This is a genomic window from Microbacterium sp. MF43 (genome assembly GCF_012847295.1).
GTDB lineage: Bacteria > Actinomycetota > Actinomycetes > Actinomycetales > Microbacteriaceae > Microbacterium.
The window spans coordinates 146527-161131 of the sequence record NZ_JABBDY010000004.1 but is presented as its reverse complement, the minus strand read 5'-3'; the positions used below and the strand labels follow the sequence as shown (position 1 = coordinate 161131).

The window sequence follows — 14605 nt, the reverse complement described above, 5'->3', positions numbered from 1 at the left end:
GGCAGGGCCGTTTGCGCGTGTGATCGGCGCCAGGCCGCGCCCAGCCGCGGGGCGGCGGCACGGCGTAGCCTGGAAGGGTGACCCTCGTGCTCGACCTCGCGGCCATCCGCGCCGACTTCCCTCTCCTCGGCGAACGCGTCGGCGACGCGCCCCTCGTGTATCTCGACTCCGCCGCCACGAGCCAGAAGCCGCAGGCCGTCATCGACGCCGAGGTGTCGTTCCTCACCCGCGCGAACGCCGCCGTCCACCGTGGCGCTCACACGCTCGCCGCCGAGGCGACCGAGCTCTTCGAGGATGCGCGGTCTGCTGTCGCCCGCTTCGTCGGAGCGCGACCCGAGCAGCTCGTCTGGACGAGCGGCGCCACCGCCGGACTCAACCTCGTCGCCTACGCGATCGGCAACGCCACCTCGGGCCGCGGCGCTCCGGCCAGCGCCCGCTTCGCCCTGAAGCCCGACGATGAGCTGGTCGTCACCGAGAGCGAGCACCACGCGAACCTCATCCCGTGGCAGGAGCTCGCCGCCCGCACGGGAGCCGTGCTCCGCCATATCCCGGTGCGCGACGACGGGACGATCGACACGGATGCCGCGGCATCCGTCATCTCGGAACGCACCCGCCTCGTCGCGTTCCCGCACGTGTCGAACGTGCTGGGCATCGTCAACCCGGTCGCCGAACTCGTCGCCCTCGCGCAGAGCGTCGGCGCACTCACGGTGCTCGACGCGTGCCAGTCGGCCCCGCACCTCCCGCTCGACCTGCCGGCGCTGGGTGTCGACCTCGCGGTCTTCTCGGGTCACAAGATGCTCGGACCCTACGCGGTCGGGGGACTCTACGGCCGCTCCGAGGTGCTGGCCGATCTGCCGCCGTTCCTCACCGGCGGGTCGATGATCACCACCGTCACCCTCGACGAGGCCTCGTACCTTCCGCCGCCGCAGCGGTTCGAGGCCGGCACGCAGCCGGTGTCGCAGGCGATCGGTCTCGCGGCCGCGGTGCGCTATCTCGACGCCGTCGGCATGCCGGCGGTGCACGCGCACGAGCGCGCGCTCGAGGCCCGCATGGGCGCGGGGCTGCGGCAGATTCCCGGCATCCGCCTGCTCGGCGATGCCGAGGGGGTCGAGCGGGTCGGTCTGTGGGCGTTCGACGTCGACGGGGTGCACGCGCACGATGTCGGCCAGTTCCTGGACTCCCGTGGCATCGCCGTCCGCGTCGGTCACCACTGCGCTCAGCCGCTGCATCGCCGGTTCGGTCTGACGGCGTCGGTGCGGGCATCCGCCGCTCTCTACAACACCGAGGACGAGGTCGACGCGTTCCTCGACGCCGTCTCGGGCGTGCGTGCGTTCTTCGGAGCCGGATCGTGAGCGGGCTCGAGTCGCTCTACCAGGAGCTCATCCTCGACCACTCGAAGCGCCGCGTCGGGTTCGGGCTCGCCGACGAGGAGGGGCGCTCCGCGACCTCCCACCAGCACAACCCGCTGTGCGGCGACGAGATCACGCTGCGCCTGCGCCTCGACACCGACGGCGAGACGGTGCGCGACGTCACGTGGGAGGGCAACGGCTGCTCGATCTCGCAGGCTTCGGCCTCGATGCTGACCGAGCTCGTCGAAGGGATGCCTCGGGCCGAGGCATCCGCCCTCATCGACGGCTTCCGCGAAGCGCTGCGCTCGCGCGGAACGGTGGAGCTGGACGAGGACGTCTATCTCGACGCCGCCGCGCTGTCGGGAGTCTCGAAGTACGTCGCGCGCGTCAAGTGCGCGATGCTCGCGTGGGTGGCCCTCGAGGACGACCTCGCCCGCGCCTGAGTCCGCGCGAGGATCATCCCTTCGGTGGAGGGAGATGAGCCCGGGGGCGGATGCCTCGGCCCGCCCCGCTTCGTAGCGTCGAGGGCATGATGCATTCGACCGTCTCGACCACCCTTCGCACGACGCCGGGCCGCCGGATCCCGGCCCTCGGTGCCGCGTTGCTGGCGATCGCCGGCAACGTGCTGGTCGTCACGATCCTCGCCATCTCGGCGCTGGCGGTCGTCGGCGCCGCGGCATTCGTGTTCGGTGCGGGGCTGCTCGAAGCGCTCTGACTCTGATCTGGGGCGTGCTCGCGTTTTGGGCGCGCTCTAGCGTTTGGGGCGCGCTCTCGCGTTTGGGGCGCGCTCTCGCGTTTGGGGCGCGCTAGAACCCACCCCGAACCCCGGAACCAGCCCCGAACCAAGCAGCCAGCTCCGGACACGGCCATCCGCCCGAACCCGCGGGGTCACGCCCGGACGGCATGCCGCCGATGCGGGTTTGGGGCGCGCTCTCGCGTTCGGGGCGCGCTCTCGCGTTTGGGGCGCGCTCTCGCGTTTGGGGCGCGCTCTCGCGTTTGGGGCGCGCAAGCGCCAGCCCCAAACCCCGGAACCAGCCCCGAACCCCCGGGAGCCAGCCCCGGAACCAGCCCCGAACCCCTGGAACCAGCCCCGACCAGCCCCGAACCCCGGAACCAGCCCCAAACCCCGGGAACCGGGCCAGAGTCCCAGTGCGACAGGGCCCGCGGGAACCAGGCCCCGAGGGTGCCAAGCCGCTGCGAACGGGGAAGCCGACGCGAACACCGGGACATGAGGCCCACCCCGCATGGATTGCGTGAGGATCGCCCTCTCGCGGCGGCCCCGCCATCCGGCGAGCCTAGGATTCGAAGGTCCGGGACTCGCGCCCGGGCCCGAACCGGGCACGGAGGAGGGTCGCCATGGAGTCCGAGGCATCGCGCTCGGGTGTCGCGCTCGTCGGCGGCGCCGTCGGCGGATTGATGAAGGTGCCCGGCGGGGCCCTCAGCCGCGGACGCGTCATCATGGGGTTCGTCGTCGCGCTCGTCGGCGGGCCGCTGCTGACGTGGCTGCTCTACTCGATCCGCACACCCGAGTCGATCACGTCCGACGTGCTCGCGTTCCAACTGCTCGTCGTGATCGTCGCGCTCGTCGGCGGCATCTGGCCGGCGCTGTTCGCCGCGGTGCTGTCGGGGCTCACCCTGGACTACCTCTTCGTCGCGCCGCAGTTCGCTGTGACGATCGCCGACCCCCTGCACCTGTGGGCGCTGTTCCTTTACGTCGTGATCGCGATCCTCGTGAGCTACATCGTCGATCAGGCCGCCCGACGCGCGCGCATCGCGCAGCGGGCGACGGCTGAAGCGGCCCTGCTCGCCACCGTTGCCGGGAGCGTGCTGCGGGGTGAGAGCGCCGTTCCCGCGCTCGTGTCGCGCGCCCGCGAGGCGTTTCCGGTGACGGGTGTGCGGCTGCTCGCGCCCGACGGCACGGTGATCGCCACCGATGGCGAGCCGGTGCCCGACGGACGCGTGCTGCGCGTGCCGATCGGCCCCGGCGACCGCGGCACCCTCGAGCTGCACGGCGGCGAGCTCGACGACGCGGAGCGGCGTCTCCTCGATGCCGTCGTCGCGCAGCTCGGGGCCGCCCTCGAGCGCGCGGAACTGACCGAGACCGCTCGCAAGGCCGCCGTCCTCGCCGAGACCGACCGTGTGCGAACGGCGCTCCTGTCGGCGGTGAGCCACGACATCCGGCGCCCGCTCGCGGCGGCGATGGCTGCGGTGAGCGGGCTCCGCACCGCCGGGCAGCGCCTTTCGGACGAGGATCGCGAGGAGCTCATCTCGACCGCCGACGAGTCGCTGTCGGCGCTGTCGGCGCTCGTGACCGACCTCCTCGACGTCAGTCGCGTCGAGGCCGGCGTGCTGGCGGTCTCGCTCGGCTCGGTCGATGCCGCCGATGTCGTGCTGGCCGCGCTCGACGAGCTCGGCGCCGGTCCCGATCTCGTCGAGGTCACCCTCCCGACCGATCTGCCGCCGGTCGCCGCGGACGGCGTGCTGCTGCAGCGCGTTCTGGTCAACGTGCTGGCCAACGCGCTCCGCTTCAGCCCGGCGGACGAGAAGGTGGAGGTCGCCGGACGGTCGCGTCGGGGCGCGGTCGAGATCCGCGTCGCCGATCACGGCGCGGGAATCGCGATGGACCGCCGCGACGACATGTTCGCACCATTCCAGCGCCTCGGCGACACCGACAACACGACCGGCCTCGGTCTGGGACTCGCGCTGTCGAGGGGGTTCACCGAAGGGATGGGCGGTACGCTCAGCCCCGAGGACACCCCCGGCGGAGGACTGACCATGGTGATCGCGCTGTCGGCGGCCGAGGCATCCGTCCCCGAGGGCCGCCCGTGAAGATCCTCGTCGCAGACGACGACCCCCAGCTCGTCCGCGCCCTGCGCATCACGCTCGCCGCACACGACTACGACGTCGTGGCCGCGCCCGACGGCGCCTCGGCGATCGCCCTCGCGGCAAAGGAGCTGCCCGACATCGTCATGGTCGATCTCGGGATGCCCCGGCTCGACGGCGTGCGGGTGATCCAGGCGCTGCGCGGCTGGACGCAGGTGCCGATCATCGTCGTGTCGGGACGCACCGGCTCCGCCGATAAGGTCGAGGCGCTGGATGCCGGTGCGGACGACTACGTCACCAAGCCGTTCCAGATCGACGAGCTGCTCGCGCGACTGCGCGCGCTCTCGCGCCGCGTGGTCGCGCCGTCCGACGTTCCGGTGGTCTCCTTCGGCGACGTGACCGTCGATCTCGCGGCGAAGTCGGTGACCCGCGGCGGCGACCGCGTGCACCTGACGCCCACCGAATGGCTCATCCTCGAGTTCCTCGCACGCAATCCGGGGGTGCTCGTCACCCGCCAGGCACTGCTGAAGGAGATCTGGGGCACCGCTCAGGTCACCGACACCGGCTACCTGCGGTTGTACCTGTCGCAGTTGCGAAAGAAGCTCGAGGCCGACCCCTCGCGACCGGTGCACCTCCTGACCGAGCAGGGCATGGGGTACCGACTGGTGCTCGACGGATCCTGAGCCGACCGGTGCTCGACGGATCCTGAGCCGACCGGTGCTCGACGGATCCTGAGCCGACCGGTGCTCGACGGCTCCTGAGCCGACCGGCATGCGCAGACGGCAGAGCAGGCGGATGCCGCAGCATCCGCCCGCTCCTGGTGTCAGGTCAGCCGACCGTCGCGACCGCGACCCCGGGCTGGTCGCTGAAGAGGCCGTCCATGCCCGCGTTCAGGAACACCCGGATCTCGCCCGGCAGGTCGCCCGGCGCGTTGGGGTCGGTGCTCGAGCGGAACTCGGCCGGCAGGAACTGGTTCTCGAGGCGGAACGTCCAGCCGTGCACGGTGAGGCCGGCCGCGTGCGCGTCGGCGATCACCGTGGTCGGGGTTCCGAGGGTGCCTGCCGCGGTTCGCGGGATCATGACCGACTTCTCGAGACCGACGCCGTCGGCGTAGGTCGCGATCTCCGCCAGGCCTGCGGGTGTCACGAGATCCCGGTAGGTGCGGGGGTCCCCGCTGGCGGTGAAGTCGTAGGGGCGCCCCGACGGGCTGATGAGTTGGGCGATGGTCACATTCGTGAGCTCGTTCAGGTCCCTGAGGTTGCCGACCTCGAAGCTCTGCAGGATCACCGGTGCATCAGCCCGGTCGACGCCGTTCTGCTGGAGCGCCGCGGCGAGCGGCTCCTCGAGCGACAGCCCGATCGAGTCGAAGTACGTCGGGTGCTTCGTCTCGGGGTAGACGCCGACCTGACGGCCGTCGCAGCTGATCGAGCGGCGGGCGAGGTCGATCACCTCGTCGAGTGTCGGGACAAGGTAGAGCCCGTCGAACGCCGTGTTGGCCGGACGCGTCTGCGGCAGGCGCTCCTTGGCCCGCAGCGTGCGCAGCTCGGCAAGGGTGAAGTCCTCGGTGAACCAGCCTGTGATGCGCGCACCGTCGATGGTCTTGGTCGTGCGGCGGGTGGCGAACTCCGGCCGTGTCGAGACGTCGGTCGTGCCGCCGATCTCGTTCTCGTGACGCGCGACGAGCACGCCGTCCTTCGTCGAGACCACATCGGGCTCGATGTAGTCGGCGCACTGGACGATCGCGGTCTCGTACGCCGCGAGGGTGTGCTCGGGCCGGTGGCCGCTGGCACCGCGGTGTCCGACGACGGTGATCTCCGAGGGCTCGATGCGCTCGCGCTGCAGGTCGATGATGTCGAACTCGGTGTCGTCGGGCGTGCCGGGGATGCGCGCGTCGTTGCCCGGGTAGTTGTTGTCGTTGCCGATCAGCAGGCGCCCGTCCGCGAGCTGCACGACCGTCTCGAACGACTGGACCGGCAGTGAGAAGACCAGACCGGTCCCGTAGCCGTCGCCCTCGCCGATCAGGTCGGGGTTCTGGATGCGCAGCGCATCGACGACGAGCGTCTTCTCGAGGTACCCCTGAGCGTCGGTGCGCTTGAGATCGACTTCGTAGATGCGCTTGGTCACGGACTGCTCACCTTCGAAGTCGTCGCGCTCGACGATCAGCAGGCGGTCGTTGCCGGACAGGAACGCGTCGCCGATGACGTTCGCCTCCTGGTCGGTCTGGTAGCTCCAGGTGCGGCCGGTGTACTGCCCGCGCTTCACGTCGAACTCGAGAATCTCGCGGCGACGGGGGTCGGGATCGTCCGCGTACGCCCCCTCGACGATCGGGTAGAGGTACTTCCCGCTGACGGCCCCGGCGAGCGCCTCGAAGCCCCGGCTCGCACGCACGCGGGGCGTCTCGCCCGGCTGCAGGTAGGGATTCTGCGGCGATTTGGCGCCGGGAAGCGAGTACGGCTTCTCGAGGAGCGTCCCTTCTGCGTCGAAGTGCAGGAGGAACGGCCCGAACTCCTCGCCGACCCAGAAGGTGCCGTCCTCCGCGCGGACGACCGACTCGATGTCGAAGTCGGCGCCCGTGAGCAGGCGATCGTCGGTGTTCTCGTTGACGATCGGGAAGTCGAGCACGCCGTTGCGATCGTTGTAGGAGAGGAACCGTTCGACGGCGATGGTGCCGTCACCGCCCGCGGCCGTCTCCCAGGCCGGGCGCACGAGGTAGTTGCGAAGGAGGAAGTCGGCCGAGTTGGCCTTCGAGCCGAAGCCGTTGTCGGGCTGCGCCCAGAACGTGCCGTCGCCGTTGTCGATGGCGGCGGAGAAGCCGGGGATCACCTGGCCGTCCCACGGACCGGTGCGCCCGTTGGCCGAGGAGGCGAGCGCGCCGGACGGCGGCCCGGGCTCGAGGTGGTCGGCCGACAGCGTCGCTCGCGCGACGAGGGTGGGGGCCACGGCCTTGACCGCGCCGGAGCTCCCCGGCGTCGAGTCGGGGGCGGCGAAGGCTGCGCCGGGGGTCAGGACGGAAGCGGCGGTGACGGCCGCGACGGTGAGGGCGACGACGCGCGGCAGGGCGCGCGAGCGGGGGATTGGGCTCATGAGGCGAGCCAACCGAGCGCGGCCTGCGACGTCGTGTCAGGTGGGGGAAGTCCAGACGACGCCCGCGTGAACGGATGCCTCGGCCGAGGCATCCGTCGTCCCTACAGCTCAGCCGAGGCCCTGGCGCTCCTCTTCGGAGGGCGCGTCCTCGCTCGCCACCGGCCTGCGCGACAGACCGACCGACCCGCCCGAGGCCGCGCCGGAGAGTGCGGTGTGCACCGCCACGGACTCGTCGATGTCGGGGTACTGCGGGCGCAGCTTGACGGCGTGCTGCGCGCGCTTCTCGCGCTTGGCCTTGCGGGCGGCCGCCCACAGGTTCAGGCCCTCGACGAGCACCGCGAACGCCATCGGCATGTAGATGAGGGCCTTGTCGATGTGCAGCCCGAAGCCCTCGGCGATCAGGAACACGCCGATGAGGAGCAGGAACGAAAGCGCCAGCATCTTCACGGTGGGGTGCTTGTTGACGAACATGAAGATGAAGCGCGACGCGAACAGCATGATGCCGAACGACAGCACGACGACCGTGATGATCACGATCATGTTCTCGGTCATGCCGACCGCCGTGATCACCGAGTCGAGCGAGAAGACGATGTCGAGCAGCAGGATCTGAGCGATGACCGACCCGAAGGTGATCTGAGCGACCTTCTTGCCCGATCCGTGCTCCTCCTCGGCGCCCTCGAGCTTGTGATGTATCTCGGTGACCGCCTTGTAGACGAGGAACAGACCTCCCGCGATGAGGATGAGGTCCTTCCACGAGAACCCGAGGTCGCCGATGAAGAAGACCTCCTCCTTCAGCGTGATGATCCAGCCCGCGAAGAACACGAGGATCACGCGGATGAGCATCGCGAGGGTCAGACCCAGATTGCGGGCCTTCGCCTGCTGCTCCTTCGGCAGCTTCGACGCGAGGATCGAGATGAAGATGACGTTGTCGACGCCGAGCACGATCTCGAGCACGAACAGCGTGAGGAAGACGGCGATGAGGTCCGGGGTGAATTCGAGGGAGAAGTCCACGAGACCCATCGTACGGGGACGGATGCCTCGCCCCGCCGGTCCCGATCCTGGACGCCGCCTCCGAACGCCCGGTGAAAGCGCCCGCATTCCGGGAGCGCCATACTCACGCGCGTAGTGTGAGCAATAGCGATCGGCATCCGCCTGTGGCTCCGCGTCGACCGGGTTGGTCGGCATCCGACCAGGCAGGTGCGATCATCGCAACCATCACCGCAGTCGCTCCGACCGAAGCCCGTCTCGGCGCCGTCCGCCAGACCTATGCCGGCGCAGACACGTTCCCTCCGGTCGCCCGCGCGTACACCGAGGTGTCGCAGGTCGTCCGCGAGACCGGACTCCTGGCGCGCGCCCGCTGGTTCTATGCGCTCGTCGGCGTCGCGCTCGTGCTCGCGCTCGGCGGGGCGATCACGGGATTCATCCTGCTCGGCGACACGTGGTACCAGCTCCTCATCGCCGGGGCGCTCGGCGTGATCTTCACCCAGGTGGCGTTCCTCGCTCACGAGGCCGCGCACCGTCAGATCCTCGTCTCGGGTCCCGCGAACGACCGACTCGGCCGCATCCTCGCCGCCGGCGTGGTCGGCATCAGCCTCTCGTGGTGGAACAACAAGCACAATCGCCACCACGCCAACCCGAACCGCGTGGGCAAGGACCCCGACATCGAGATCGACACGATCTCGTTCCTCGAAGAGGATGCGGCGACGGCGCGCGGACTGCGCGCGTTCATCACCCGCAAGCAGGGGTGGCTGTTCTTCCCCCTCCTCACGCTCGAGGGCGCCAACCTCCACGCGCTCGGCCTCAAGCACCTTCTCTCGCGCGGCGAGGTCAAGGGCCGCTGGATCGAGCTCTCGCTCATCGCCCTGCGCTTCTCGCTCTTCCTCACCCCCATCTTCGTGTTCCTGCCGATCGGCATGGCGTTCGCGTTCCTCGGCGTGCAGCTCGCTGTCTTCGGCGTCTACATGGGCGCCTCGTTCGCCCCCAACCACAAGGGCATGCCGATCATCGCCGCCGACGCGAAGCTGGACTTCTTCTCGAAGCAGGTCCGCACGTCGCGGAACATCCGCGGCGGATGGTGGGCGACCACGCTCATGGGCGGGCTCAACTACCAGGTGGAGCACCACCTCTTCCCGAGCATGGCGCGCCCGCATCTGGCCAAGACCCGCGAGATCGTGATGGAGCAGTGCCGCACGCGCGGCGTGCCCTACACCGAGACCAGCCTGATCCAGTCGTACGGCATCGTGATCGCGTACCTGAACCGCGTGGGCCTCGCCGCACGCGACCCGTTCGACTGCCCGATGGTGAACCGGTTCCGTCAGGCCTGATGAGACGAACGAGGGACGGATGCCTCGGCATCCGTCCCTCCTTCGTTCGTTGCTCAGACGGCGGTGAGCACTCCCTCGAGACGTGCGTAGCTGGCCTCCATGCCGTCGGTCATGCCGGTGGCGAGGACCATGTCGCGCGTCTCCTTGTCGGGGTACTCGATCAGCAGCGTGATGAGCGTCGCCCCGTCCTCCTCGTAGAGGTTGAGGTCGTTGAGCGTGGACGGGAAGTCGGTGCCGATCATGTGCTCGGTCGTGACCGCGCGACGCGGGGCCTCCGACAGGAGGGTCTCGCCGTCGAAGCCGAACCGCTCGCCCTCGATGCCCTCGGCGGGCTCCCACTCGTAGCGGTAGCGTCCGCCGACCGAGGGGTCGACCTCGCACACGTCCAGACGCCAGCCGTCGGGTCCGAGCATCCACTGCTTCAGCAGCTCGGGCTCCTGGTGCGCCCGCCACACGAGGTCGATCGGACCGTCGATGAGCCGCGTGATCCGCACGTGGGTGTCGTCGAGGATCTCGGTCTGCGTTCCCTTGCCGCCGGCATACTCCCGCAGCCCCGCGAGCACGCGGTCGAGCTGGTTGATCGCCATCGTCGAGCCCTCGACGGCGCCGAACGCGACGACCTGCTCGAGCGCCTCGGCGGAGGCGAAGTGCGAGACGTTGACCATGCGCGAGCCGGTCGCGGTGGGCTCGAACGTGAAGACCACGCGCATTACGGGCATGCCCTCGAGCGGGCCCCCCTCCTCGTTGGCGAAGTTGTCGAGCACGGTGAATCCCCGGGGCTCGTCGATCTCGAGGAACTCCCACGAGGCGTAGGACTTCTCGCCCTGTGGACTGGTCATGAAGTAGAGGGCGCGCCCGCCGACCTCGAAGTCGAAGGTCGGGAAGGTCGCCGGCCAGCCGGGAGGACCCCAGAAGCGCTCGAGCTGGCGCGGGTCTGTGAACGCGTCCCACAGCCGGTCGACGGGCGCGTCGAACTCGGCCGTGAGCGTCATCGTGAGGGCGTTCGGATCGGTGGTGACATCGGTGACGGGCATCTCATGCTCCTTCGGTTTCCGTGCTGTCGGGGTCGTGCGGGCTCGGGCGGCCGGTGCCGCCCGAGGGTTCGGCGAGGAGGGCGTCGAGGCGGTCGATGCGAGAGCGCCACAGCTCCTCGTAGCGTGCGAGGAGAGCGCGGGCCCGGGCGATCATCGCCGGATCCGCTCGCACGAGACGCTCGCGCCCTTCGGCGCGCTTGATGATGAGGCCGGCCGCCTCGAGCACGGCGACGTGCTTCTGCACCGCGGCGAACGACATGTCGTAGTCACGGGCGAGCGCCGAGACCGAATGCTCGTCCTCGATCGTGCGACGGAGGATGTCGCGCCGCGTCGCCGCCGCGAGTGCGTGGAACACGCGGTCGATCTCGTCATCGCTGAGCTCTTTTCGTACAACCATTTGGTTGTAGGTTACGACGGGCCGCGGCATCCGTCAACCCCCTTCACGCCCAACTAGACTGGACAGGTCCGGCATCCCCCGATTCCTGGAGCTGAGCCGCGTGACCACCCCCTCCCCGAAGGCCCTGGCCGACACCGTCTCGAACGCCGAGGCCACGCCCGAGAAGGAGCAGCCCTATGCGGCGCTCGGACTCAAGCCCGACGAGTACGACAGGATCCGCGAGATCCTCGGCCGCCGTCCCACGTCGGGCGAGCTTGCGATGTACTCCGTCATGTGGTCGGAGCACTGCTCCTACAAGTCGTCCAAGATCTACCTCCGAAAGTTCGGCGAGAAGGTCTCCGACGAGATGAAGGAACGGCTCATGGTCGGCATGGGCCAGAACGCCGGCGTGGTCGACATCGGCGAGGGCTGGGCGGTCACCTTCAAGGTCGAGTCGCACAACCACCCCAGCTACATCGAGCCGTTCCAGGGCGCCGCGACCGGCGTCGGCGGCATCGTGCGCGACATCATCTCGATGGGCGCGCGCCCAGTCGCGGTCATGGACCAGCTGCGCTTCGGCGCGATCGACAACCCCGACACGGCGCGCGTCGTGCACGGCGTGGTCTCGGGCATCTCGTTCTACGGCAACTGCCTCGGCCTGCCCAACATCGGCGGCGAGACGGTGTTCGACGCCGTCTACCAGGGCAACCCCCTCGTCAACGCTCTCGCGGTCGGCGTGCTCCGCCACGAGGACCTCAAGCTCGCCAACGCCTCGGGCGCCGGCAACAAGGTCGTGCTGTTCGGAGCCCGCACCGGCGGTGACGGCATCGGCGGGGCATCCATCCTCGCCTCCGACACCTTCGCCGATGGCGGGCCCACCAAGCGGCCCGCCGTGCAGGTCGGCGACCCGTTCGCCGAGAAGGTGCTCATCGAGTGCTGCCTCGAGCTGTACAAGGGTGAGCTCGTCGAAGCCATCCAGGACCTCGGTGCCGCCGGCATCTCGTGCGCGACCTCCGAGCTCGCCGCCAACGGCGGCTCGGGCATGCGCGTCGACCTCGAGAACGTGCTGCTGCGCGACCCCTCGCTCACGCCCGAGGAGATCCTCATGAGCGAGAGCCAGGAGCGCATGATGGCCATCGTCGCGTCCGAGAAGCTCGACGCGTTCCTCGAGGTCACCGCCAAGTGGGACGTCGAGACGAGCGTCCTCGGCGAGGTGACCGGCGACGGCCGCCTGCAGATCTTCTGGCACGGCGAGGAGATCGTCAACGTCGACCCCTCGACGGTCGCCGTGGACGGCCCGGTCTACGAGCGCCCCGTCGCCTACCCGACGTGGATCGACGCGCTCCGCGACGACTCCGCCTCCGCCCTTCCCCGCGAGACCGACCCCGACACGCTCCGCCGTCAGTTCACGCAGCTCGTCGCGAGCCCGAATCTCGCCGACACGTCGTGGGTCACGAACCAGTACGACTACTACGTGATGGGCAACACCGCGCTGTCCTTCCCCGACGACGCCGGCATGATCCGCGTCGACGAGAACTCGGGCCTCGGCTTCGCGATCGCGACCGACTGCAACGGCCGCTACTGCCAGCTCGACCCGTACCAGGGGGCGAAGCTCGCCCTTGCCGAGGCGTACCGCAACGTCGCCGTGACCGGCGCGGTGCCCACCGCCGTCACCGACTGCCTCAACTTCGGGTCGCCCGAGAACCCCGAGGTGATGTGGCAGTTCTCGCAGGCCGTGGACGGCCTGTCGGACGGATGCCTCGAACTCGGCGTCCCCGTCACCGGTGGCAACGTGTCGTTCTACAACCAGACCGGCGACCAGCCGATCTTCCCGACGCCGGTGGTGGGCGTCCTCGGCATCATCGACGACGTCGCCCGGCGCATCCCCTCGGGCTGGCAGGATGCCGGCGAGAACATCTACCTGCTCGGCGTGACGTCCACCGAGCTGTCCGGCTCGCAGTGGGCGGGGACGATCCACGGCCACCTCGGCGGACGCCCGCCGGCCGTCGACCTCGCGCAGGAGAAGAAGCTCGCCGAGCTCATCCACGCCGCGTCGCTGCAGTCGCTCGTCTCCAGCGCGCACGACCTGTCGTCGGGCGGTCTCGCGCAGGCGCTGGCCGAGGCGGTCATGCGCTTCGGCGTCGGCGCGCGGGTGTGGCTCAACGAGATCCAGGAGCGGGACGGGGTGGATGCCGCGACCGCGCTGTTCTCGGAATCGACCGGTCGCGTGATCGTGTCGGTGCCGCGCGAGGACGACGTGAAGTTCCGCGGGCTGTGCGAGGGCCGCGGCTACCCCGTGCTGCGGATCGGCGTGACCGACGCCGCGGGAGACGGCGACGCGCCCGCGCTCGAGGTGCAGGGCCTGTTCACGGTTCCGCTCACCGAGCTGCGCGACCTGTCGACCTCGACGCTGCCCGCCGCCTTCGGCCCCATCATCTCCGAGCCCGCGGCCTAGGATCGACTCATGGCGGCCGACGACGAAGAGTACAGCGGTTTCAACGACACCCGGCAGCGGCGCGTCAAGATCATCGCGTGGGTGACGATCGTCGCTCTGATCGTGGTCGGCGGCGGCGCCACGGTGCTGTCGCTCCTGTTCGGCTGACGCCCGCGGTTCACGAGACTCGCAGAATCGCGCGAATCTCGCAGATTTCCCGCCGGATGCTGCGAAGTTGACGCGCTTCTGCGATCAGGGCGCGCTCCGCTGAGCGCCCGCGAGCGCCGGCGGGTCTCCCGCGAGGGCGCTCAGCAGACTCCCCGGGACGCCGAGGCAGCGCGCGGCTACCATGAAGGAGTGGAGCCGATCCTCCTGGTCATCGGGAGCTGGTGGTGGATCGCTCCGGCCACCGTTGCGGCTGGAGCCGGCGCGTACGGCGCATTGACCACCGGCCGTCGCCGCGCGCGCCGACTCGAGCTCGACGCCGCGCGCCACGAGGAGTCCCAGGCCTACCGCGCTCTCGTGGCCGCGAAGGCGCAGGTGCGCGCCGCACAGGCCGACGTGCTCACGGCGCGATCGCGCCCCGGGGTGTCCGGGCAGCTGCAGGCCAAACACGCGCTGACGGCGGCGCGCAGCAACGAGAGGACCGCGTCGCTCGCCCTGCGTGCCAGCCGCGCGCGGGTCAAGGCGTCGTACGTGCAGTACCGCTCCAACACCCCCGCCGAACCTCTGCCGATCGACCGGCTGTGCGCCGCGCACGACGCGATCAACGCACGCTGGCTCGCGTACGAGACGGACGTCGACAAGGCACTGGCGTTCCCGCAGCTGACCGATGCGCGGCATCCGTCGACCGTCGCGTTCCTGCACGCACAGCGAGAGGCGCAGTGGCTCAGACCCACACCCGGCAGGCGCGTGGCTCCGGCCGAGTACGTGGCCTACCGCAACGCCGTCGCGGCTCTCGACGCGGCGTTGACCGAGGCCGAGCGCCAGGCCGGCGTGCCCGGTCCGGCGCGCCCGGCTCCGGCCGGAATGTCCGGGGTGCTCGATTCCATGGCGGGCGTGCTGGACGCCGCGATCCCGGTGCTCGAGGGTCTGCGGTCGACGCTGCTGACTCCTCGCCGGTTCTCGCCGAAGCCTCCCGACTCCGCCACGCGCTGACCTCCGCCTGTGGGGCTCCTCCG

The 14605-nt window shown here is 70.1% G+C and carries 12 protein-coding genes and 1 pseudogene; 9 read left to right on the top strand and 4 right to left on the bottom strand.

The features are described from left to right. The first annotated feature begins 77 nt into the window (after positions 1-77). From HF323_RS12770 to HF323_RS12750, 5 genes and pseudogenes are all read left to right on the top strand, one after another. On the top strand, positions 78-1352 hold the full coding sequence (locus HF323_RS12770) for a SufS family cysteine desulfurase (protein ID WP_169582985.1): 1275 nt from the start codon (positions 78-80) through the stop codon (positions 1350-1352). Next, positions 1349-1792: a Fe-S cluster assembly sulfur transfer protein SufU gene (gene sufU / locus HF323_RS12765; protein WP_169582984.1), complete on the top strand. Its 444-nt coding sequence runs from the start codon at positions 1349-1351 to the stop codon at positions 1790-1792. Before HF323_RS12770 ends, sufU begins: the two co-directional genes overlap by 4 nt. A gap of 86 nt (positions 1793-1878) precedes the next feature. Beyond that, positions 1879-2064 carry a hypothetical protein gene (locus tag HF323_RS12760; protein WP_223169401.1) on the top strand — a complete coding sequence of 62 codons (186 nt, stop codon included), beginning with the start codon at positions 1879-1881 and terminating at the stop codon, positions 2062-2064. Between the two features lie 698 nt (positions 2065-2762). Continuing rightward, positions 2763-4178, top strand: a pseudogene (locus tag HF323_RS12755) (DUF4118 domain-containing protein); the annotation flags it as partial. Further along, positions 4175-4855, top strand: a complete 681-nt coding sequence (locus HF323_RS12750; RefSeq protein WP_169582982.1) for a response regulator transcription factor — start codon at positions 4175-4177, stop codon at positions 4853-4855. The pseudogene HF323_RS12755 and the gene HF323_RS12750, both read left to right, overlap by 4 nt. 145 nt (positions 4856-5000) lie before the next feature. On the opposite strand, the gene HF323_RS12745 is transcribed toward HF323_RS12750, so the two are convergent. Together HF323_RS12745 and HF323_RS12740 are read right to left on the bottom strand one after the other, a co-directional pair. Further along, positions 5001-7256 carry an esterase-like activity of phytase family protein gene (locus tag HF323_RS12745; protein ID WP_169582981.1) on the bottom strand — a complete coding sequence of 752 codons (2256 nt, stop codon included), beginning with the start codon at positions 7254-7256 and terminating at the stop codon, positions 5001-5003. Between the two features lie 108 nt (positions 7257-7364). Beyond that, positions 7365-8276: a TerC family protein gene (locus HF323_RS12740; protein ID WP_211160578.1), complete on the bottom strand. Its 912-nt coding sequence runs from the start codon at positions 8274-8276 to the stop codon at positions 7365-7367. A gap of 182 nt (positions 8277-8458) precedes the next feature. Here HF323_RS12740 and HF323_RS12735 point away from each other — a divergent pair, with 182 nt between their 5' ends. Continuing rightward, positions 8459-9580: an acyl-CoA desaturase gene (locus HF323_RS12735; RefSeq protein WP_188241722.1), complete on the top strand. Its 1122-nt coding sequence runs from the start codon at positions 8459-8461 to the stop codon at positions 9578-9580. Between the two features lie 53 nt (positions 9581-9633). Here HF323_RS12735 and HF323_RS12730 read toward each other — a convergent pair whose 3' ends face one another. Together HF323_RS12730 and HF323_RS12725 are read right to left on the bottom strand one after the other, a co-directional pair. Further along, positions 9634-10614 (bottom strand): SRPBCC family protein, encoded by a 981-nt coding sequence (locus HF323_RS12730; RefSeq protein WP_169582978.1) that lies wholly within the window; start codon positions 10612-10614, stop codon positions 9634-9636. Between the two features lies 1 nt (position 10615). Then, entirely contained in the window at positions 10616-11011 is a 396-nt protein-coding gene (locus HF323_RS12725; protein WP_169582977.1) for a metalloregulator ArsR/SmtB family transcription factor, read from the bottom strand. 100 nt (positions 11012-11111) lie between these two features. On the opposite strand from HF323_RS12725, the gene purL reads away from it, so the two are divergent. From purL to HF323_RS12710, 3 genes are all read left to right on the top strand, one after another. After that, positions 11112-13445 (top strand): phosphoribosylformylglycinamidine synthase subunit PurL, encoded by a 2334-nt coding sequence (purL, locus tag HF323_RS12720; RefSeq protein ID WP_169582976.1) that lies wholly within the window; start codon positions 11112-11114, stop codon positions 13443-13445. A 9-nt stretch (positions 13446-13454) separates the two neighbouring features. Then, the gene (locus tag HF323_RS12715) at positions 13455-13592 is read left to right on the top strand and encodes a hypothetical protein (protein ID WP_169582975.1); all 138 of its coding nucleotides are present in this window, start codon (positions 13455-13457) and stop codon (positions 13590-13592) included. A gap of 189 nt (positions 13593-13781) precedes the next feature. Further along, on the top strand, positions 13782-14582 hold the full coding sequence (locus tag HF323_RS12710; protein ID WP_169582974.1) for a hypothetical protein: 801 nt from the start codon (positions 13782-13784) through the stop codon (positions 14580-14582). Positions 14583-14605 lie beyond the last annotated feature (23 nt).

Coding starts and splice junctions, on each gene's coding strand:
- HF323_RS12760 (WP_223169401.1), top strand. CDS start 1,879: ATGATGCATTCGACCGTCTCGACCACCCTTCGCACGACGCCGGGCCGC.
- HF323_RS12745 (WP_169582981.1), bottom strand. CDS start 7,256: ATGAGCCCAATCCCCCGCTCGCGCGCCCTGCCGCGCGTCGTCGCCCTC.
- HF323_RS12740 (WP_211160578.1), bottom strand. CDS start 8,276: ATGGGTCTCGTGGACTTCTCCCTCGAATTCACCCCGGACCTCATCGCC.
- HF323_RS12730 (WP_169582978.1), bottom strand. CDS start 10,614: ATGCCCGTCACCGATGTCACCACCGATCCGAACGCCCTCACGATGACG.
- HF323_RS12725 (WP_169582977.1), bottom strand. CDS start 11,011: ATGGTTGTACGAAAAGAGCTCAGCGATGACGAGATCGACCGCGTGTTC.
- HF323_RS12715 (WP_169582975.1), top strand. CDS start 13,455: ATGGCGGCCGACGACGAAGAGTACAGCGGTTTCAACGACACCCGGCAG.